This is a genomic window from Desulfolithobacter dissulfuricans (assembly GCF_025998535.1).
Classification (GTDB): Bacteria; Desulfobacterota; Desulfobulbia; order Desulfobulbales; family Desulfobulbaceae; genus Desulfolithobacter; species Desulfolithobacter dissulfuricans.
Map to the genome: position 1 here is coordinate 778544 of NZ_AP024233.1, position 21362 is coordinate 799905.

14 protein-coding genes are annotated in these 21362 nt (G+C 55.6%); 9 read left to right on the forward strand and 5 right to left on the reverse strand.

The window, feature by feature from the left end; genetic code table 11:
- The first annotated feature begins 50 nt into the window (after window positions 1-50).
- The 7 genes from GF1_RS03305 to GF1_RS03335 all read left to right on the forward strand — a co-directional run bounded on the left by GF1_RS03305 (window position 51) and on the right by GF1_RS03335 (window position 10363).
- On the forward strand, window positions 51-1124 hold the full coding sequence (locus GF1_RS03305; protein WP_267928193.1) for an efflux RND transporter periplasmic adaptor subunit: 1074 nt from the start codon (window positions 51-53) through the stop codon (window positions 1122-1124).
- 268 nt (window positions 1125-1392) lie between these two features.
- The gene (locus GF1_RS03310) at window positions 1393-4476 is read left to right on the forward strand and encodes an efflux RND transporter permease subunit (RefSeq protein WP_267928194.1); all 3084 of its coding nucleotides are present in this window, start codon (window positions 1393-1395) and stop codon (window positions 4474-4476) included.
- Between the two features lie 272 nt (window positions 4477-4748).
- The gene (locus tag GF1_RS03315; protein WP_267928195.1) at window positions 4749-5846 is read left to right on the forward strand and encodes a YeeE/YedE thiosulfate transporter family protein; all 1098 of its coding nucleotides are present in this window, start codon (window positions 4749-4751) and stop codon (window positions 5844-5846) included.
- A gap of 4 nt (window positions 5847-5850) precedes the next feature.
- Window positions 5851-6093, forward strand: a complete 243-nt coding sequence (locus GF1_RS03320; protein WP_267928196.1) for a sulfurtransferase TusA family protein — start codon at window positions 5851-5853, stop codon at window positions 6091-6093.
- Window positions 6068-7804, forward strand: a complete 1737-nt coding sequence (locus GF1_RS03325; RefSeq protein ID WP_267928197.1) for a PAS domain-containing sensor histidine kinase — start codon at window positions 6068-6070, stop codon at window positions 7802-7804. Before GF1_RS03320 ends, GF1_RS03325 begins: the two co-directional genes overlap by 26 nt.
- Window positions 7801-9144, forward strand: a complete 1344-nt coding sequence (locus GF1_RS03330; protein WP_267928198.1) for a sigma-54-dependent transcriptional regulator — start codon at window positions 7801-7803, stop codon at window positions 9142-9144. The genes GF1_RS03325 and GF1_RS03330 overlap by 4 nt, the downstream gene beginning before the upstream one ends.
- 214 nt (window positions 9145-9358) lie before the next feature.
- Window positions 9359-10363, forward strand: coding sequence for a sulfurtransferase (locus tag GF1_RS03335; protein WP_267928199.1), 1005 nt, complete (start codon window positions 9359-9361; stop codon window positions 10361-10363).
- An 891-nt stretch (window positions 10364-11254) separates the two neighbouring features.
- Here GF1_RS03335 and GF1_RS03340 read toward each other — a convergent pair.
- Both GF1_RS03340 and arsB read right to left on the reverse strand, forming a co-directional pair.
- Entirely contained in the window at window positions 11255-11701 is a 447-nt protein-coding gene (locus GF1_RS03340) for an arsenate reductase ArsC (RefSeq protein WP_267928200.1), read from the reverse strand.
- Window positions 11702-11793: 92 nt separating this feature from the next.
- Window positions 11794-12879 (reverse strand): ACR3 family arsenite efflux transporter, encoded by a 1086-nt coding sequence (arsB, locus tag GF1_RS03345; RefSeq protein WP_267928202.1) that lies wholly within the window; start codon window positions 12877-12879, stop codon window positions 11794-11796.
- A 992-nt stretch (window positions 12880-13871) separates the two neighbouring features.
- Between arsB and GF1_RS03350 the strand changes: the two genes are divergently transcribed.
- Together GF1_RS03350 and GF1_RS03355 are read left to right on the forward strand one after the other, a co-directional pair.
- Window positions 13872-14771 carry a hypothetical protein gene (locus tag GF1_RS03350; RefSeq protein ID WP_267928203.1) on the forward strand — a complete coding sequence of 300 codons (900 nt, stop codon included), beginning with the start codon at window positions 13872-13874 and terminating at the stop codon, window positions 14769-14771.
- A gap of 137 nt (window positions 14772-14908) precedes the next feature.
- Window positions 14909-16336 carry a M14 family zinc carboxypeptidase gene (locus GF1_RS03355; protein WP_267928204.1) on the forward strand — a complete coding sequence of 476 codons (1428 nt, stop codon included), beginning with the start codon at window positions 14909-14911 and terminating at the stop codon, window positions 16334-16336.
- Here GF1_RS03355 and GF1_RS03360 read toward each other — a convergent pair.
- The 3 genes from GF1_RS03360 to GF1_RS03370 all read right to left on the reverse strand — a co-directional run bounded on the left by GF1_RS03360 (window position 16333) and on the right by GF1_RS03370 (window position 21294).
- A complete protein-coding gene (locus tag GF1_RS03360) occupies window positions 16333-17511 on the reverse strand; it encodes a hypothetical protein (RefSeq protein WP_267928206.1) in 1179 nt (392 codons plus the stop codon). The genes GF1_RS03355 and GF1_RS03360 overlap by 4 nt on opposite strands.
- Before the next feature lie 328 nt (window positions 17512-17839).
- Entirely contained in the window at window positions 17840-20533 is a 2694-nt protein-coding gene (locus GF1_RS03365; protein ID WP_267928208.1) for a cytochrome c3 family protein, read from the reverse strand.
- Window positions 20530-21294, reverse strand: coding sequence for an NHL repeat-containing protein (locus GF1_RS03370; RefSeq protein WP_267928209.1), 765 nt, complete (start codon window positions 21292-21294; stop codon window positions 20530-20532). The genes GF1_RS03365 and GF1_RS03370 overlap by 4 nt, the downstream gene beginning before the upstream one ends.
- Window positions 21295-21362 lie beyond the last annotated feature (68 nt).

Below are 21362 nucleotides of genomic sequence, written 5' to 3' on the forward strand. Positions count from 1 at the left end.
GTTTGTTTTGCCACTGTGGCTGAACAGTAAACAGGGAGAAGATTGAGCAGATGAAAAAAATAATATGGATCATTATCGGTATGCTGCTGGTTGGCGGCGGAGTCACGGCTGTCAGGAAGAAGAAACAGGCAATGGCAAAGATTCCTCCCATGCAGGTTTACCGGCAGGTTGTTTCCGTTACAGCTCCAAGAACAGGGGAGATCACCCTGACCCTGCCGGCCCTGGCCGAGGTGCAGAGCGATCAGGATGTTATCCTGTCTTCCAAGCTATCGGCGAGGATTGTCAGTATGGTCAAGAGTGGCGACAGTGTGAAGGCGGGACAGGTCGTTGTCACCCTTGATCACGATGACCTGCTGGCAAAACAGAAAGCCATATCTCTGCAGATCGATTCTCTGGAGGCGGAGATTTCGGCCCAGAAGGTGGCCCTGGATACCGCTCTGGCAACCCATGAGAGAACCAGGGCGCTGCTGGACGCCCGAGGAGCCTCTATCGAACAATACGAAGCGGAAGAGAGCAAGATAGCCACCCTGCGGGCGGGATTGAAAAAACTGAAAAGCAATAAGGGCGTCCTGGAGCAGAATGCCAGGGAGATTGCCAACCTGCTCAGTTACGCGGTCATTACCTCTCCCATTGACGGGATTGTCAGCTCCACCTCCGCCAATGTCGGCGTTATCGCCATGCCAGGCAGGCCGCTGCTTTCGATCCAGGCGGAGAGCGGCAAGTTTCTGCTGATCCGTTCACCGGACGATCTTCGCCCAAGGGCGGTTATCTTCGGCGGGCAGACCTATCCCCTGAGATCTCTGAAGCATACTTTTAAAGGGCTGGACGAATATCGCGCCGATGTCCAGACAGATAACAGTGCCGGAGAACGTCTGCCGGTGCGGCTGGTGCTTTACCAGGGGCAGGGGACCATGATCCCGGCCTCTGCCCTTCTGCAGAAAGAAGACAAGTCTCTGTGCTTTGTCGCGGATAACGGCCGGGCCAGGCCGGTGGCAGTTACTGTCGTGGCCTCCGGCAGCGAAGGAGTTGTCGTCGACGGCCTTGCCGCTCGGCAGGTTATTGTCGCGAAACCGGACATTCTTCTCAAACTCCTCGCCGGAGTGCCTATAACGATTCGGAATTGAAAGGCAAGAGAAAATGCCTCTATCCGTCAAGCCGGGATTAGACCGTATGCGCCGGGCGAGGGCTGATTGATCGGAGCGACATTCTGCTGCCGGCCTGGTCGGGTTGCGGACGCAGCGGTTGTGACGGCAGCGGTAGCGGTCGAAGGATGATGCGGAAAAGTAGATCCTGACCTGCCGCGTCACCCGAAGGACCAGGCAGCTGGTAAAAAGATGCTGTTTCCGCCGCTGATCCGGGAAAACGTAAAGATACCTTGTGTTGGAGACTGTTATGTTCAGTTTTTTCTATAAACGGCCCCACCTGCTCTTTTCCGTTATCGCTCTGTTATTCGTCCTGGGTGTTATCGGGCTGATCACCATGCCCAAAAATCTCTTTCCCGATGCCGACAGGCCGCAGGTTATTGTTATTACACAGGTTCCTGGTTCGACAGCAGCTGTGGCGGCCAGTACGGTTTCCAAGCCCATTGAAAACGAGATCGCCCGTCTCAGCCTGGTCCGGGACATCAGTTCGGTCAATGTGGCAAATTTTTCCATCGTCAAGGCCGAGTTCGAGTATGCCAAGGGGCTGAACGCGGCGGCGGTGGATGTGGCCAATGCTCTTTCCATAGCCAGGGCCAACCTGCCGCCGACAGCAAATCCGGCCATCTATACCGCCGGTTCCTTTACCCTGCCGGTGGAAGTGGTGGCCATCAGTCCCGGAAACGAGTTTCTCAGCCTCGGTGACCTCCGTAAAATTGCTGATTCGTTTATCAAACCTTCTCTACTGTCCAACCCGAAAATCGGCAATGTGGAGGTCTTCGGCGGTTACCAGAGCGCCCTGGTGATAGATATCGATCCGTTGCGTCTTCAACGGTTCGGTATCTCCATGGACACTCTGGTCAGAACCGTCATGGGAGCCAACAGGGACATCCCCCTGGGCTTTGTCAAGGGAGAGAACGGCTTCTTCACCCTGACTTATTACGGCGAGAAGACCAGTGTCGCCGAACTCTCCCGGCTCCGCATTTCCGCAAACCTCAGGCTCGGTGACGTGGCCGATATTCACTGGTCGACCCGGAAGCGGTTTTCAGGCTATCTCGGTAACGGCAAACCTGCCATAGCCCTGGCCATTCAGCGCTCGCCGGGCGGTTCGGTGCTTGATGTCAGCAAGGCTGCGCGCCAGGAAATCAGAAAGTTGCGGATGCAGTATCCCGATATCGATTTTCAGATCGCCGACACCCAGCGGGACCTGATCGAAACCGCCAATACCAATATGCTGGAGGCCCTTCGGGATGCTATCATCTACACCTTGCTGGTACTGCTTTTCTTTCTTGGCAATTTCCGGGCTATCATTGCCGCGGGCCTCTCCATTCCCCTGGTCTTTTTTTCGACCATGGCGGTCATCTACCTGTTTGGTGGCGAACTCAATATCGTCGTATATACGGCCATTATCCTCGCTCTCGGCATGCTGGTCGACGACGCGGTGGTTGTGCTCGAAAACATCGAGCGCCATCTTGGTGAACTGCACGAAGACCTGCAGACCGCTATCGAACAGGGAACTAAAGAGGTTATCGGCCCGATCTTTGCCGGCACCGTGGCTACCATTGCCATCATGTTTCCGCTGATGTTTGTCGGTGACTTCCCTGAGCATATTTTCAGGCCCCTGATCCAGACACTGATCATTGCGCTCCTGGTCTCCTACTTTCTCTCCATTACCTTTATCCCTAAACTGTCTGTGTACCTGTACAGGAAAGGGGCTGAGAAAACGCGGGCAGAACGCTTCTTTGAATCTCTGTACCAGAACACCGTCGGCCGTCTTGTCATCCCCTATGAAGGGGTGCTCAACTTCTCCAACGGTCGTTTCTCCGTTTTCCGCAAAATAGTTCTTACTCTCGGTGTTCTGGTTGTGCTTGTTCTGAGCCTGAAAAACATCATGCCGATCATCGGCAAGGATGTCATGCCGCCCATGGATACCGGTATCATCAAGGCTCATGTAGCCTTTTCCGCCAATGATACAGTGGAGAGCGCCGAAGAACGCATGAAGCCCTTTCTTGCCTGGCTTCATGGCCAGAAGGAGGTTGTCAAGAGCTCGGTGGCCTTCGGTGGCGAGGCCGGGGTTCTTTCCCTGGGTAGCGGAAACCTGCCCGCCGAGGCAACTCTTACCATCAATTGCGTGAACCGTTTTGAACGGGAAAAAACACTCTGGCAGCTTGAAGACGAGATCAGGGACCAGCTCAACGGAATTCAGGGAGTCAAAATCGTGGATGTCTATGATTTCGGCGCCACGGCACTTTCCAGTATCAAGGCACCTCTGAACATTCGTCTGACAGCCCCGGATTATCTCGATCTGCCGGAAAAAGGCCATCTTCTGGCCAAAAGACTTGCCGACATCAGGGGACTGACAAGCGTGGCTCTGTCCTGGGACCGCGATTTCAGTGAAGCCGAAGTGGTCATCGACACCAACAAGGCACTCAGCTATGGCCTCACCCCCTTTGCCATTGCAGCCCAGATACCGATCAAGGGACAGGTGGTCTCGCTGCTGGGGGATTTTTCCTCCATGAATACCCAGCCGGTACGGCTCTATCTCAAGGGAGAGTTCAATGAAAATTTGCAGAGCCTGCGACTTTTGCCTGTTCAGACCAGGGAAGGTACCATTCCCCTGGAGTCCATTGCCGATATCCGCCAGCGGTTGACAGCGGCAAAAATTGAAAGGGATAAAATGCTCTACAGTCTGGATGTCCAGGGATACCGGGGACTGCGGCCCATAACCCATATCACTGCCGATTCTGTTAAGGAGCTGGCACAGTTTGACAGCACCGGCGTCATGGTGAGCCAGGAAGGTGATATTGCCCAGCTCAACGACTCCTTCAGACGGATGATCAAGGCGATCGGCACCGGCATCATAATTCTGGTGATGGCGCTTGTTGCCATTTACCGTTCCTTGCGGCTGTCCCTTATCATGGTCGTGGTCCTGCCCCTGTCCATGATCGGGGCCTCCTGGGGGATGCTCCTGTTCGACAAGCCGAGTTGCATGCCCTCCATGGTCGGGGTGCTGCTGCTGTTCGGGATCATTATCAAGAACTCGATCCTGCTGGTCGATTTTTATCAGCATTACCGGAAAAAGGAGTCTGCCTTCGAGTCAGCCATGGAGTCGGTCCGGGTTCGGTTCCGACCGGTGATGATGACCGCCTTCGGCACCATTGCCGGCATGATTCCCATCGCCCTGGAGCAAGCGGTGGGACTCGAGCGTCTTTCACCACTTGCCGACGTAGCGGTGGGTGGCCTGCTCGTGGGCACCCTGCTGACCCTTATCTATGTGCCCATGTTCGCCTATGGCTTTGATTCCGGCCCGGATCCGGAGACAAAATCGGTCCCATAAAGTGGTATACTGGAGGGCAGGTCAAGGAAACCGGACTCCTGCACCGGGGCCGCCGTATTTCACTTGAACAGATCCTCATCATGCCTGTATACTTGAGTTGTAATGAGCCGCAAACAGGGTTTTTTCAGTGGGAGGATTCTGATTCATGTCATCTCGTGGTGTTGCTTGTGCCGGGCCTTGGAAAAATGGTTCCGGCGAACAGGGGCCACCGGTACCCGGAGCATTGAGATTTTGTCGTTGACGCGATCGCGCTGTCAGTCAGCCAGCCGGCAATGAATCCGTTTGTCCTCGCAACCGGCTGTTTTGTCATCGGAGCCCTGCTCGGCATGGTTCTCTACCGGGGTGATTACTGCATGGTCGCCATGCTGCGCGATTTTTTTCTCATTGGTGACCGGACCCTTCTCCGCTCTTTCCTGATCTATCTGCTGACCTTCGTCGTCCTGGTCTCCATCGGTCGAATAACCGGTTTTATAGCAGTCTTTCCACCATATACCTTTGCCGCGGCCTCGATGATGACCGTGGCCGGCGGTTTCCTGTTCGGTATCGGCATGGTGCTGGCCGGAGGATGTGTTATCAGCACCCTTTATCGGATGGCCGCCGGACATACAGGGAACTGGATAGCCTTTTCCGGGATCCTGCTTGGCAGCATGCTCTACGCCGAGATTCATGAACAGGTTACGCAATTGGCCGCTGCCACCCGTCTGACATCAGTGCGGGTGGTTGCCGAGATCAGTCCGAAACTTGAAGTCCTGCTTGTGGTGAGCTTTGTTGTCCTGGCGCTGCTGATGATCATCCGCTGGCTGCGGCAGGGGAAATTGACTGTTGTCTGCCATGCCCGAGGATATATCGAGCCCTGGCGGGTGGCGCTGTTTATAGGTTGCCTCAATTTTCTTTTCTATGCTCTCTCCGGTGCCCCCATGGGGGTCACGACCGGCTACGCCAAGATGGCAGCCTTTCTTGAATCTCTCGTCATTCCGGCGCATGTGCGAACTCTTCGTTTTTTTCAGGAGGATACCGTAAGCCTGCATTACGGAAAAAGCATGCTGGCCGGCGGGGCAGCGCCGGTCATGGACCTGATTGGTTACACGGAACTGCCCCTGATAGGAGGGATCTTTATCGGTTCGCTCTGCAGCGCCCTGATCTGCCGGGAGTTCAGGGTGTATGGTCTGCCTCCCCGACGACAGATTGTTTCATCCTTTATCGGCGGCCTGCTGCTCGCTCTGGGGGCCCGTTTTGCTTCGGGGTGTAATGTCAAATTTTTTCTGGGTGGCCTGCCTCTGCTGGCCCTGCAGAGCTTTTTCTTTATACTGGCGGTCCTACCAGGGGTCAGGATCGGTATCTGGCTCCTTACCCGTCTCGTCATACGGTGAACAAATGAAGCACAGGGTAATCGAACTTGATATTCTTGGGCAAGTCTGTCCGGCCTGTCTTCTTGTGGTCTTGCGGACCATAAATGAGAATCGGGTCCAGCTCAGACGGGGTGAACTCAGGATCAACATCAAGACCGACCATCGGGATACCACCCGTACTATTCCCGAATCAGCCCGCAAGATGGGTTATGACGTTGCTGTCAGAAAAATGGAAACCTATTATGAAATCAGCATCGGCAAGTCCTGAGGAAACAGCAGGGCGGACGGAAGGACTCGGCAAGACTGGTGGATCGTCCAAAGGGCGGCAGACCTCCCTGCGCGCTGACAACCAGAGATACACACGCTATATCCGGGAAAAAACCAATCAGCTTCTCCAGGTCATGGGAACCGAACCCCTGCGACCTGAGGAATTCGACGATAATGAACTTCTGTCACTGGATCCCATCGGCATTATCGCAGGCTCCTTCGAGCAGGTGCTGGAGTATCTCAAGGAGACCATTGTTGAGTTACGGGAGGCCAAAGACGAGTTGCAGGCTATTTTTGACGCCACAGGGGTTGGGATATCCATTATCGACAGCAGGTTCTCCATTGTCAAGTGCAATGAAAAACAGCGTCAGCTCCTGGTCGACAGTGAACTGGAGGAGGTGAACGGTCGATTCTGTTATGATATCTACTGCAACAGGAATGCACCTGGCATTGACTGCCCGGCCGTGCGGACCTTTGCCACCGGTAGGCCGGTTATGGTGCGGGAGGTCAACAAAAAAGGCAAGTTCTTTCAGCTGATCACCACACCGTTTTCCCGCGATGAGAGCGGACAGGTGACCCGGGTGATCGAGGTTTCCCTGGATATTACCGAAAAAAAACAGGCCGAACTGGAGGAGAGGCGCCAGAGAGGATACTACCTGAGTGAAAAACTCAAGCTGGCCACCGTTCTCAGAAGTCTGTCCGAAGGATTGCTGATCACGGATCTGAAAAACGATATTGTGTCCGTCAATCCTGCCGCCCTGAGGATGACCGGGAAAAGGGAAGAAGACCTGATCGGCACCAATATCCATGATCTGTTTGGCCCTGCCTGTAAAGAAACCGGCCATGTTTCAGCCAGCCTGGCCGAGGGATTTCTTCACCGGGAAATTATTTCTCGGCATGATGGGGAGGAGCGTATTCTGGCCATCAACTCAGTGGCCCTGAAAGGTCCGACAGAGGAAACAATTGGCTCGATACTGACTTTCCGGGATATTACCGAGGAAAAGAAGCATCGCGAGGCCTACCTGCGGGCGGAAAAACTGGCTGCCGTGGGCCAGCTTTCGGCAGGCCTGGCCCATGAACTGAACACCCCGCTGGGCACTATTCTCGGCTATGCCCGCCTGCTCCGCAAACAGGATAATCTCACCCCGGAGCAGAAGGACCGGCTCGGTCTGGTTGCCGACCAGGCCAGGAAAAGCAGTGCCATAATCCAGGACCTGCTCAACTATGCCCGCAGTTCGGCTCCTGTGGCCGCCGTGTCCCGGCAATGTGATCCCTGCCGGGTTATCGGCAAGACCCTCCATATTCTGGCGGCTAGGATAAAAGAACAGCAGGTGGATATCGTCTGCCATCTTGTCGAGGGCACATCCGTGTGCATGGACGAGAAGCACCTGGAGCAGGTTCTTTTGAATATGCTGCTCAACAGTCTGCAGGCATTGAAAGGGTCCGGGGGAGAAATCGAGATTTTGATGGCCGTGCGCGACAGTCATCTGCAGATAACCATTGCCGATAACGGACCGGGTATCCCTGTGGATATACAGTCCCGTGTCTTTGATCCCTTTTTTACCACCAAGGAGGTCGGCGAAGGGACCGGGCTGGGCCTTTCCATCTGTGCCGGAATGATCAGCGAGGTGGGCGGTGCCATCGACCTTTTCAGCGAGCCCGGCAAAGGCGCAGTCTTCACCATAATCCTGCCGACGGGGAACTGCTCTTGAAAAGTCCGGCGATCCTGATCATTGACGACGACCAGGCCATGCGGGAACTGCTGCGCGACTCCCTGGCCGAGGAATCGCTTGCAGCCAGACTCTGTGGCGACAGTCGCGAGGCTATGGAACTGCTTGGCGAGCAATCCTTTGACCTGGTGATCACCGACCTCAAAATGCCCCACCATAACGGCTTAGCCATTCTGGAACTGGCCCGGCAAAAGGATCCCGAGGCGGTGGTGATCATGATTACCGGCTACGGTTCCGTGGAAACGGCCATCGAGGCCATCCGCAAGGGAGCCTATGATTATATCCAGAAACCTTTTGAGCCCGATGACCTGCTGGTCGTGGTCCGCAGAGCCCTTGAACATGTGGCGCTGGTCAGGGAAAATCGTCGTTTGCGCCGGCAGGTGGCGGCAACTGCAGCCGAAGAACTGGTAGGTGACTGCCGCCCCATGCGGATGCTGAAGCAGACTATTGATCGTGTCGCTCCCTTTGACACCCCGATACTCATCGAGGGAGAAACCGGCACCGGCAAGGAACTGGTTGCCCGACGCATCCATCGTCTGAGCCGCCGGGCCAGCGGCCCCTTTGTCGCCGTCAACTGCGGTGCCCTGGCTGAACAGTTGCTCGAATCGGAGCTGTTCGGCCACGAGAAAGGTTCGTTTACCGGCGCGGATCGCCGCAAGAAAGGCCTGTTCGAGGCAGCGGACAAGGGAACGATATTCCTTGACGAAATCAGCAACACTTCTCCGAATTTTCAGATCAAACTGCTCCGCGTGCTCCAGGAGGGACAGATTTCCCGGGTAGGCAGCACCACTCCAATCTCCATCGATGTCCGGGTGCTCGCCGCCACCAATATTCCCCTGGTCAGGGCCATCAAGGAGGGAATTTTCAGGCGTGACCTGATGTATCGGCTCAATGTCATCACGCTTGAACTGCCTCCTCTGAGGCACCGTAAGGATGATATTCTGCTGCTGGCCCATCACTTTCTGGCCAGATATACCAGACAATACGATAAGGCCATCACTTCCATTTCCGACGAGATACGTCACCGTCTTCTCACCTATCACTGGCCCGGCAATGTGCGGGAGCTCGAAAACGCTCTGGAACGAGCAGTACTGCTCTGTGAATCATCGACCATCCAGTCGGTGCACCTGTCCGAAAAACAGGCCACCTCCCGTGACGTGGAATCCCTCTGTTCCAATTTCGTTACCTTGGCGGAGATGGAAAAGATGATCATCCGTCATACCCTGCAGGCCATGAATGGGCACCGGGAACTGACCGCCGGAACTCTCGGCATCTCGACCACTACTTTGTGGCGGAAGATGAAGAAGTACAATCTGTTTTGACCACCCTTTCTTTCATTCTGAAAGGAAGGGTTCATCTTGCAAGGTGCTGTCCCGGATTTCATCTTTTTCTTCCAGGGTCAGATGTATCTTTTCTTACTGTTATAACGATGAAAATATGTCTTAAGCCGCGAGGGATGATCTTGTGGCATGCAGCTTGCTAATTCATGGGTGGAGCTACGAAACCGATACCCTTTTACAGCCGATGGAGGTACCCATGAAAAGAAACATCAATATGTTAAGGACAGCGGTTCTTGCTGCTGTGGCCTGCCTGACTGCCGGTCTGGTTCAGGCCGCCACCGGAGCGGTCGCACCACTGGTTTCCACCCAGTGGGTGGCCGACAACCTGTCAACCATCAGGGATACAGGGCAAGCCCGTATCCGCCTGATCGAAGTAAGTGCCAAGGGTTATGACAAAGGTCATATTCCCGGAGCGGTTCACATGAAGTGGGGGCGTGACACCTTTGATCCTACCACTGATCATATGGTGCTCGGGCTCGATCAGATCGAGAGGCTGATGAGCCGGCTGGCTGCTCCCCCATCCACCCATATCGTCATCTATGGCGGTGACGGCAAGCCTCATTTTCCGGCCCGGGTTTACTGGACTCTCAAGTACTGGAACTACAACAAGGTAAGCATCATGGACGGAGGCAAGAAAAAATGGCTGGCGGAAAAACGGGAAATGACCAGTGTTGTTCCCGCCATCGTTCCGCAGGGGGTAACAGTTGCCTATCCACCCAATACCAGTATCAGGGCCCAGTATTCCCCGGATGTCATTTCTGCTCTGGCCACCGGCAAAAGCATAATTCTCGACAGCCGGCCGGAACGGTTCTACGACGGCCGGGAGTACGCCCTGAACAAGTGGATCCGCAACGGACACATCACCGGAGCACAGAATGTTCCGGCCCTGGCAGCCATGGCAGAAGACAATACCTATATGAAAAAAGAGGAATTGCAGGAACTTTATGAGGAGATTCCAGCAGACAAACCAGTTATCACATACTGTGACACAGGTGTTCTCGGCGCCCATGCCTGGTTTGTCATGCACGAACTGCTCGGATACACCAATGTCCGGCTCTACGACGGTTCCATGAGGGAGTATGCAAACCGTTTCGATACCCCCATGGTGCCGGGCACAGTTTATGGCAAGGTTCCACCAGGACCGATTGCTCTGGTCGGCAGGAACTGTCCGCCGCCCGAGACTGTCGCTGCGACCCCGTAATGCGATCCGTTATTCCCGGAGGCTGGCCGTCTTTCACTTGAGCGGCCAGTCCTCTTCATTTTTTCTTCCCCCTGCGGTTATCTCCATGCCATTTCAGGCCCCTGTTTCCCGCTACCGCATTTGTCCAAGAAAGGAGCAGTGGCCTTTTTTCTTCGTTTTTCCGTGTTCGACAAAACTTGTTTGGGTTTGACAATCAGGCGGGTGGGTGTCGCCCTGCCGCCCACGATTCGGGAGATCACATGAAAGCTAAACAGCCTCGAAACAGCTGTGGTAGTGCCAAGGGCAATATTCTGTTTCGTGGTGTCCTGTTTTTACGGAATATTTAAAAATCAGATGTCAAAGATCAGTCAAGAAGATTGATTGGTACGTGCAGGCCAGGTTCAGTCGCTTTATGAAGACCCGGAGTCCCCGGCACTGCCGGCACCTTGATGGACCGTCGTTGTACAGGACGCTCATGTCCAAGGGGCTGCTTTATCGGCATAAAAGAGCTGTCAACTCTCTGTGAATGTCTTGAGGCGAGAGATCATCGAAGAGCCGGATGCGGGAGCCGGAGCGAAGCGGAGACCATGATCCCGCAGGGGTCAAGTGAGGCGTAGCCGAACGGCAAAACCGCATCTCCGGTTCGACGAGGGGGCGCTGTCCGCAATAAGACTTCCTCTGATATGTAGTAGCCGCGTGCGGCGGGGGATAGTCGTTGAAGATCATTTTTGACAATGCTCTACACTCCACCCGTTTCACGGGACGCCAAACCCGTCCCGAGGGGCTTGACTGTGGCCATCCAGGCCACAGACACCCCTGAAACGGATGGGGCCGACACCTTCAGGTATCGGAGGCCGAATTTCAGTGGTAATCACATTTCGTTTTTCAACGGCCCGCTGTTGAACAGACAGCCTAATCTTTCGAGGCACTCTGAAGGCAACAGGGCAGGGTGGCGACAAAATATCTGATTTCATCCCGTACCCGCCGGTAATGTTCCAGGGCCTCTTCCTCGCTGGCGGCCTCTGCCGCCAGCCGGGGCGGATCGTCAAAACCCCGGTGGATGACCTTTGCGTGCCCGGGAAAAAGGGGGCAGGATTCATGGGCGTGATCACAGACAGTGATGACATAGTCAAAGTCCAGGTCCGGCAACTCTTCGATCAGCTTGGAACGCTGACCGGAGATATCCACTCCGGCTTCGGCCATGACCTGCATCGCCCGTTGGTTCATGCCATGTTTCTCGATGCCTGCCGACCAGGCATCGATCTGTTCACCCCTGAGCTTTTTTGCCCAGCCCTCGGCCATCTGGCTGCGGCAGGAGTTTCCGGTGCAGAGAAAAAGAATTTTTGTTTTTGCGCCCATTGGTGTTCCTCGGGTCCCAGGCAGGGTGCCTGAAACTGAAATTCGGTCCGGACATGGCAAAACAGCGACCACGCAGCCGCCCTTGTCCGTGCTCAGTCCTCGCAGCTAACGTGACAGATTCCTTCGGGTGTCTCCTTGGCAAAGGGGAAATATCTTCGCTTGAACCAGAGGGCGACATTGACAAGCGAGATCAGAACCGGAACCTCGACCAGGGGACCGATGACCGCGGCGAACGCTTCGCCCGAGTTGATGCCGAACACGGCGATGGCGACTGCGATAGCCAGTTCAAAGTTGTTGGAGGCCGCAGTGAACGACAGGGTGGCCGACTGTTCATAGGTCGCCCCGGCCCGCATGGAGAGGAAAAAGGAGACAACGAACATTATCACAAAATAGAGAGAGAGCGGGATGGCGATCCGCACCACGTCCAGGGGTAACTCAACAATATATTCACCTTTCAGAGAGAACATCACCAGGATGGTGAACAGGAGAAAAACAAGTGTCAGAGGACTGATCTTGGGAATGAGTACCTGCTGGTACCACTCTTCTCCTTTTACCTTCAGGCCGATGAATCTGGTCAGCATACCGGCGATAAAAGGAATTCCCAGGTAGATGAAAACGCTTTTGGCGATCTGGGCCATGGAGATGTCGACCACTGCCCCCTCGATACCGAGGACCCGTGGCAGTATGGTGATGAAAAACCAGGCATAAACCGAAAAGAACAGGACCTGAAAGATGGAGTTGAAGGCGACAAGGCCGGCGCAATACTCCCTGTCCCCCTCTGCCAGATCGTTCCAGACAATGACCATGGCGATGCACCGGGCAAGTCCAATGAGTATCAGGCCCACCATGTAGTCGTGGTAACCGTTGAGAAAAATAACGGCCAGGCCAAACATGAGCAGCGGTCCTATCAGCCAGTTCTGAACCAGGGAAAGGGTCAGCACTCTGACATTGCAAAAGACCTCGTGCAATTTTTCATAGCGCACCTTTGCCAGAGGGGGGTACATCATAAGTATGAGGCCGATGGCAATGGGAATATTGGTAGTGCCCACCTGGAAGCTGTGTATCAGGTCGGTGACCGGCGGATAGAGCCAGCCTGTCATGACTCCGGTGAACATGGTCAGAAAGATCCACAGGGTCAGAAAGCGATCAAGAAGGGAAAGTTTTTTTGTTACGGGCATGGTGTTTTCATTGTGCAGTTTTTTGTTGAGGCAACAGGAAAACGATTGGTTCCTGTCGTCTTTTCCTTTATCAGGTTCTGGCTTTTTATTTTTCTGTATATCCGCATAGACGGATTTATGCAAGTTTTTTAGATGATATCGCCCGCAGGATGATTGTTCATTACATGCGCCAGGCTGGAATCCGGGGAAAAGAAGTCATGACGACTGTTCCTGGAAATCGAACGAACTATCGATTTTAAAGACACCCTCTAACGTTATTTCCTGGTTATTTTATGAACGTTGCGGATTATTGTCTGGAAACAAGACATCGTCGCGCCTGGCGGACCGGCCTTTCTGTCTCGTTTTGAGACAGGCTGAGCCTGGAACTTGCGGGATATGGCCTGGCGGGCCATAGTATGATACAGTCTGCTGGTGATGGATTTTCCGGCACTGTTTATGCAAAGGAAAGTGCGAGCAAAAAGACCGTGCCACCGCACAGGTGGCAGTCTTCCTGTTGCACCTCCTTCAAGTATTCTGTCTCCGGCAGGAGCATGAAAGGCGGTAAAAGAGCTGGCCCGGTACATGATGTGTTCGCTCCGGGGGACAAGTTAGTGCCTTTCCAGAAATGGTCTTTTGGCCCGATCTCTGCGTCATGCTTAAAAAATAATGCTCGGAATATTAGGCATATGCCTGCGCTTATTTTTTTCGCATTCCTTGATCTCGAACGAAAATCCTCATTTCTGGACAGACACAAGTTAGAGCGGGAGGATCGAGAATATCAAATGAGACATTTTTTGAGATTGGCACTGATCTGTATTTTGATGGTCAGCGGATATGCACCCGCTTTCGGTTGGGGTAATGGCGGAGGTGAAGGATGGGGCGGCTGGAGTGATGATGAGTGGAGTGCTGCGCCGAATGCAGGAGGGCGCGGCAATGGCCGGCGCTGGAACGCGGCAAAAGGCGATGACTCCCGGAAGGGGGGACGTTACTGTTCGCCGGAGCAGGAGGAAGGATTGCTCGAGGTACTCCGGCAAGTCAGTGAACCATTTGACCCGGATAGTGAAATGGTGGGCGGGGCCTCGGAAGTGCGGTGGAAGTACCGCCTTGCCGTCAGGCTCCGTCAATATGATGACTGCCGGGCCGAAGATGCCCTGCGTAAGCTCAGCGAGGAAAATATCTGTGAAGATCGGGGAGAAGGCAACGTCTTCTGTGTGAAGTGGACCGCCGAGCCGGGCCGTCAGAAGATCAGCGCTGCGGCGGATCTTGAAAAACTCTCTCCTGACGCGTTACCGGAAGAGCAGATCAAGATTATCCGTAAATACACAAAACGGCCTTACGAAAATGATTATGCTCTGCACGCGATAGCAAAATTTCTCAAGCAGCAGGCCATGTCCAGATCCGATTTCTCTGTTCCCCTGCTGGTCGAACTCTTTCCGGCCGATCCGGAAACCGAACAGATTGCCGGCCGGTTTCCGGCCCTGGCCAGCCGGGGGCTTGAGAAACTTTTCAGCTCATCCTATTACGATCAGGTCTGGTGGGGAATCAACCTGGCCCGTTACCTGGGCAAGGAGGAATTCCTTCCCCGGGCCTATGCCGTTGCCTTTGAGCAAGAAGGTAATATCGATTACGGCAACCGGGACGAGGTTGAAGCGATACAGACGGCTGCCATCGCCTTTTTCCGTTCTTTTGAACCGCAATCGCTGGAATATTACCGCCAGGTTCTCTACCGCAGCGATTTCACCCGGGGAAAAGAGTATATTATAAGTGGAGTAAAGCTGTTAGACAGTCAGGAGGTTCTTGGCCTGTTCTCCGAATATTTTGCCTATCTGGAGACAGTTGACGAGCCGGAAAACGCATTGCTGGTCCAGAGGCTGCGGCAAAAGATTTCTCGGATGGAGGAGCTGGGGCAATGAGGTGCTACAGGACGGTTGGCGTACTTCTTGTCGCCTTGTTTGCGATCGTTCCGGCCACTGTTCATGCCGGTGGTTACTGTCTCAGTGCCACAATGGGCTGCAAGAAAACCGGAATGATAAGCAGGTATCTTGCGGATATGGCAGATAATTCCTCCGGGTTTGCCGTGGCCGGGACCCTGGGTACAACCTCGGGGCGCGGAGATGGCGACGGCAGTGACATCCCGGCTATCCTTATTACGGAAAACGCTTCCTGGGACGAGAGCCGTAAACCTACGGTGGTTATTACCGGGGCCATACACGGCAATGAATGGGCTACGCCAGAGGTCTGTCTCGGGATCGCCGAATACCTGCTGGCTAACAAGGATAATTCCGAAGCGGCCCGCGATGACTTTGGGATGCTGATTAACGAGGCTGCACAGAAGACAGGGGATGGCAAGACTGAGAAGAAAATAGTTCCATCCATCAGCGATATCGCTCGACTGCTCAAAACCGTTCAGGTGGTCATTGTGCCGGTCCTTAATCCGGACGGTTATGATTTCAGTCACACCGACGCCGGCAGAAAATCCTATTATGGAGCGGGATGGCGCCCCAATCGGCGGATACAGGGGCTCCTTGATCAGGACATTGTCTGCTATCGTCAGGATGGCAGTCAGTACGCTTCTGTGCCGTCCGATGTAGATCGCTGCTTTCTGGCCGATTTTGACGATACGGCCGACGGAGGTGACCTGGAAGAGGAAGAAGTGGTGGTCTGCGAAAGCCGGGACGGCAGTTCTCTGTATCTGTTCGAGCCGTCGCTCAACGTGGATTCGGCGGAGATGTTTGATGCCCTGTATGGCTCCACCGATCCGGCAAGAGTTGTCTGCGCCTCGAGCCAGCGCCGGGTCTGGAAAGATGCATGGCCCTTGATCGGCGAGGATACCGTGGCCCTGAAAACGGCCAGGGCGGATGGATATCTGCAGGAATCATCCGGGGTCGATCTCAACAGGAACTTTCAGTACAAGTGGGATGTGGTACAGGATCAGAAACATCTTTTCATCAGGAGCCGGTCCCCGTCGTCCCGTATGTTTCGCGGCAGGAAGATGATCTCCGAGGCGGAAACCGCAGCAATGGAAAGGCTCGTCGCCCGAATGAACGTGGTGGCGCTGATCGATTATCATGCCGGCTCGACCCAGGTGCTCTATCCATATGCCTATTCGACAACCGAGCATGCCGAGCACACATACCTGGGAAAGAGATGGGGGAAGAATGATTATGAAGCCTTCCGGCTCCTGTCGGAGCAGATTGCCTCGATCCTCAATCGTCATGACCGCGGTGATCCATCAATCGTCAACTTCACTGCGGCCCAGAACTACAACGATGTCAGTGTGGGAAGCGGGGTGGCCAGGGACTGTTATTACCAGACAGAACGGATAGCAGCCATAAATATCGAGGTGCACGACAAACGGTATACCTATGAAAATGAAGAGTTCAGGAGCATTGTCCCCAAGATCTGCAAGATTAATGTCCCCGGTGCCGTCTGGTTCATGTTCTGGGCCGCTGACCTCGGGGCAAGGGTCGAAGACTAATCCTTGTTCCAGTGGCAGCCGATGCACTGCATGTTGCCCGGCATGAGGCGCAGCTTGCTTGGTCGCTGCGATCCAGCGGCCGAGGCCCGGACCTTGAGAACTCCCTGCTGGTGCGGATTGTGGCAGGTGGCGCAGATGATACGGCCCCGGTACAGTGGCAGTTCGATACCGAGTCTCCTGACCGATGTCTGAATCGCCCGAAGTATCTTTCTGGAGGGGCGGCGCAGGTGATCGACCCCGGCCGGATGGCCGCGGGTGAAACCGTGATGGCAGCCGATACAGTACTCATCGGGATTCTTGGCAATGAAGCGGACGTGCTTCATGCCCATGATGGTCACATCGGGCCGGGTGGGGTGGCAGAACAGACAGGTGGCCTCGATGATCTTTCCCTGGTCGTCGAGCTGGATATGGGGATTCATGCGCTGATAAGCCTCGCGCAGATGACAGAGAAAACAGAAACTGTTTCTTGACAGCCCTTCCCGGCGCAGGAAGTTGGGGTTGCGCTTCTGCCGCTTCTCCGGCACCGGAGCGCCCATCTGCAACCGGGCATCGTGACAGGTATTGCAGGAGAGGCGGCCGTCCTGCAGGGGCATGTCGTCGGGAATTCGGATCTGGGGCGAGGGCTTGACACCTACCGGATGGATATCGGCCCGGGCATAGCGGGTACCGTGGCAACGGTTGCACAGCAGATTGTGGTCCCCCTTTTCCTTCAGCCGGGGGGTGTCCCTGGTCGGGGTGGTCTCATGGCAGCAGAGACAGAGATATCCTTTCCAGTGGGGATTGATGCTGCGGCTGCGGCGGGCCCTTTCCAGGTAGGTCTCTGAGAGGAGAAATTTTTTCTCAGCACTGGCATGGATGGTGTGGCAGTCGAGACAGAAGAAGTGCGGCCGCTTTTTTTTGTCCCGGATGAATCGTTTGCCACGGGCTGCGGTATCCAGGAAAGGGTTGAGTCCCTTGTAGTGCAGTCTGCTTACCTTGGGGTGACACTGGCGGCAGAGCGCCTCACTGGTGTCATCGGGCAGGAGATTGATCGGGGATTTGGTTTTTGCCTGCCGGTGGCATTGTTCGCAGGTCAGGCGATCATGGGGCTCATCGACCTCGGGCGGGGGGCGGCCAGAACCGGGAGACCGGTCAGCACCATTATTAGTGAGAGAAGAAACAGCCTCCAAATCCAAACCATGTCCACCCCTTTCATCTTCTCCCTCCGGCAGCTTCTGTTGCAGGTTTGTCCGTGCTGGTCCCGGTTACCACTTCGGTTTTGTCGAAAAAACCTGAATCAGTGAAGCTGGAATTTCGCCGCAGGCGCCAGGTAAGCGAAGACTCCGGGAAGAGGCCCATTGATTGGAGTGATACTCTATCAATCGTTGATGACGCAGCGGATGCGGTGAAATTCCAGCTCCCGAAGGGCGGCTCCATCGCGATGGGTAAAATGAAACACCTCAGGTTATCTTTCCTTCTTGCTTGTGATTCAAGGTAGATAACAAAGAAACAATAATTTTTCCGTCACGGATTCAGGGGAAAACCAGGGGAGTAATGCCCTTTGATTTTCTGGCGCTCCTTGGTTACATGATAATACCTGTAGAGGAAAAGTGTATCGATTCCGTGGCATTCATAGCAAAGTTTTTTTCGCACTTCCCTGCGCAGAAAGCTGTTTACCGGACTGCCCTCAATGTTGCGGCCATTGCCCGGTCTGCTCTGGCCCGCCTGCCAGACATGGGGATCGTGGCAGGTGGGGCAGCTGATCTCGCCGGTGACCGCTGTCCTGCCGTCACCGGTGAACAGCGGAATACCATCGGGTGACGAGGGGTCATCGAGCAGGGTCGAAGAGTAGGGCAGCCGGTAGCCGAAATAGATCCGTCTTGGATGGGAACCCACCTGGACCAGCTTCTCCTTCCCAGCACCTCTGGGGTTGTGACATCCGTAGCAGGCCTTTTCCATGAAATCATCTCCTTTTCTGCCCTTCATCAGGGGCGCATTCCACAGTACCACTCTGTTTGCGGCATTATGGATTCCGTGACAGGGCGCGCAGGCCGAGCCGCTCACCGCTTTCTGACCCCTGGCGTTTTTTGAATCCGGGGCTGTGTAGCGCAGGTCATGGTCCGTGCCCGTGACCAGGTATTCCCGGCGGTGACACTCCCGGCAGAGCAGAGGTTTTTCCAGGTTGGGAATGCGCAGGAAGCTGGTCGCCTCGGTTCCTTCCACCTTTCTGCCCGGTCCCGTGGTCGCCTGATCACCGCTCCATTGATGGGGATTATGACAGGTCTCGCACTCCATGTTGTTGCCGTTTTTTCCCTGGCCAGACAGGGGCAGGTTCACCTTTTCCTCCACTGGAACCGATACCGGGTGGGAGTTCTTGCCTGTGGTCTTGGCTTTGGCCACCCCGCCGGTCCGGTGGCAGCTGCGGCAGAGATCCGAGCGGGACGGATTTCCTGGCAGGGTCCGGGCCCAGAGCCGCGGACCGGTTCCGTTATGGACCACGTGGCAGGGTGAGCAGATGCCGTCCTGGGTCACGGTCCGGCCAGCGCTATTCTTTGCCTTCGGTGCGGTGAGGTGCAGGTCATGGTCCGTATCGGCGACGAACGACTCTTTTTCATGGCAGGTCCGGCACAGGGAAGGATCGGCCCCTGATGTTTTGCGGAGAAAGCTGCTCGAGGCGTCCCCCTCCTCGTTGTGGCCCGTGCCGGGCGCCGGATCGCCTGGCCGCCACTGGTGTGGATTATGACAGGTGTGGCACTGGATCCGGCCGATGTTGTCATCTCCTGTGGCCAGCGGCAGGTCCACCTTGCGCTTGAAGACCACGTCCACGGGATGGGTGACCTTGCCGATGGTTTTTTTGCCTGCTTCCCGACCCTGGCGATGGCAGTCCTGGCAGAGGGCCGAATCCGGACCCTGTTTCCCGGTCGGTCGGGCCCAGAGATAGCGGCCACCACCGTTGTGGGGAACATGGCATGGAGAGCAGACTCCGGCCCGCTCCGGGGTCTGTTTGAGCCTGTTTTGGCTTTTCGGGGCCGTGATCCGTAGATCATGATCCGTTGCCACCACCATGGCCTCGCTGGTATGACAGGAACTGCAGACAGTTTTTTCCGGCAGGACCAGTCCCCTGCTGCCAGGGGCCGCCTGATGGGGTCTATGACAGGTGCGGCACTGGAGGGTGTGACCCGGGCCCTGGTAATAGCGGGTGGTGCCCGGTGGCTGCTTGAAGGATTTGTTGATCGGGTGATTGGTCCCGGTGGAAGTGCTGCCTCCAGGACCGCTGGCCTTTTCCCTGTGGCAGAGCAGGCAGAGACTGGAATCACTCTCCGGTTGGATAAGGATATAATCATAGCGGGTGGGGCCGGATTTTGGCGGCAGTGGCTGGCCAGGTTTTTTCTCCCGGTGGATCAGGTGGCAGGAGAGACACTGAACCGAGTTGTCCCGACCGGTGAACGTAACTTGGCCCCGGGGGAGACGATCCTCTTTCATGACCACCCTGACGGGATGATTTTCATGGCTGGTCCGGGGAGACTCTTTCGGGTCGATCCGTTTTTCATGGCAGGTAATGCACAGGGTGGAATCACTGGCCGGAAGGAGCAGGTTTCGCTCCACACCCCCATGGGCCGTATGGCAGCTTTCGCAGATCACCTGCCTGGGATCCCTGTCCGAGGGCACCGCACCGGCCTTGAAAATGGCCTCGGGTAAAGGCCGATCACCACTGTGCAGGGGATGGTTGTGGCTGGTATCGGTTTTGCCGACATGACACATCTCGCACATGATGGATTCTTTTTCCGAGATCCGGAGAAAGATCGTCCGTTCGATGGAGGTGTCGGTGGGCACGCCGTGGGCGGAGTGGCAGGTCGCACAGACAATTTTCCCATCATGGGAGAGAGGAAAGAGCTTGGGAATTTTGACCTTGTCCGAGGGGATGATACCGGTTTTATGCCGGTCAAGAATCCAGACTTTTTTCCTTGAGTCATCGGTGGATCCGTCATGGCAACTCAGGCACATCAGTTCGGTGCCGGCCACGTCCTCGGTCTCCAGGGGAGTCAGAACTGTGCCGTACCCTTGGACAAACTGATCGATCCAGCGGAAATGACAGATGGCGCATTCCCGGGCCGAATTCCTGGTCAGGTTACCGGCACCGTGTGCCGGTGGTGCGGTGCAACCCAGGAGCAGGAAAAGCAGGAGCCCAGGCAGTGTAAAGCGTCCCGTGGCATTCATCGGATCTTTTCCAGCACAACCACCTGTCCGGTGTACATTTCCACCACATAGAGGTTGTTGCGGCTGACCGTCAGTCCGACCGGCGTGGTAAACCTGATGATATTCCCCGAGGGATCGGTGACAATGCCCCGCAGGCTGCCGCCCCGGTCAAATATCTGGATGACACCCAGGTAGCTGTCCGATACATAGACTTCACCGCCGGGACTGATGGCGATACCCTTGGGGCGGAAAAACTGGCCCGGTTCGATGCCCCAGCCACCGATGAAATGGCCAAAGGAGCCATCGGGGTTAAGGACCTGGATCCTGGTGTTGATCACCTCGACCACATAGCTCCGCCCGTCCCGGTCCGTGGCCAGCATGAAAGGGTAGCGGAATTCTCCGGGATTGCGACCCATGACTCCCCGGCTCCAGATGGGGATGCCCATCCGGTCCAGGCGGAGGACACGATGATTGTCGTTGTCCACCACCACAAAGCTGCCATCCGGAGCAAAGGCCACGTCCGAACAATCGGCCGCCTCCCCGTTTTCAGCAGGCGGAAGAGGGAAGATACGGGGAGGCTTGTTCGTGGCCGAAAAGAGAATCAGTCGATGGTTGCCGGAATCGGCGACCACCACATCACCTGAAGCCGAGACATCCAGGCCCAGCGGCTGGTTGAGCAGGTTCGGTGTACCTAGATCCAGGAGATGGCTGCCGTCGCGGCCATAAACCCTGATCCGGTCTGCGGTCCCGTCCAGGACAAAGATACGTCCCTTTCGGTCCACACCCACATCGCTTGGCAGGTGAAACCCGTCTCTGAGCCTGAAGAGTTCCCGATACCGGCTCGCTGGAA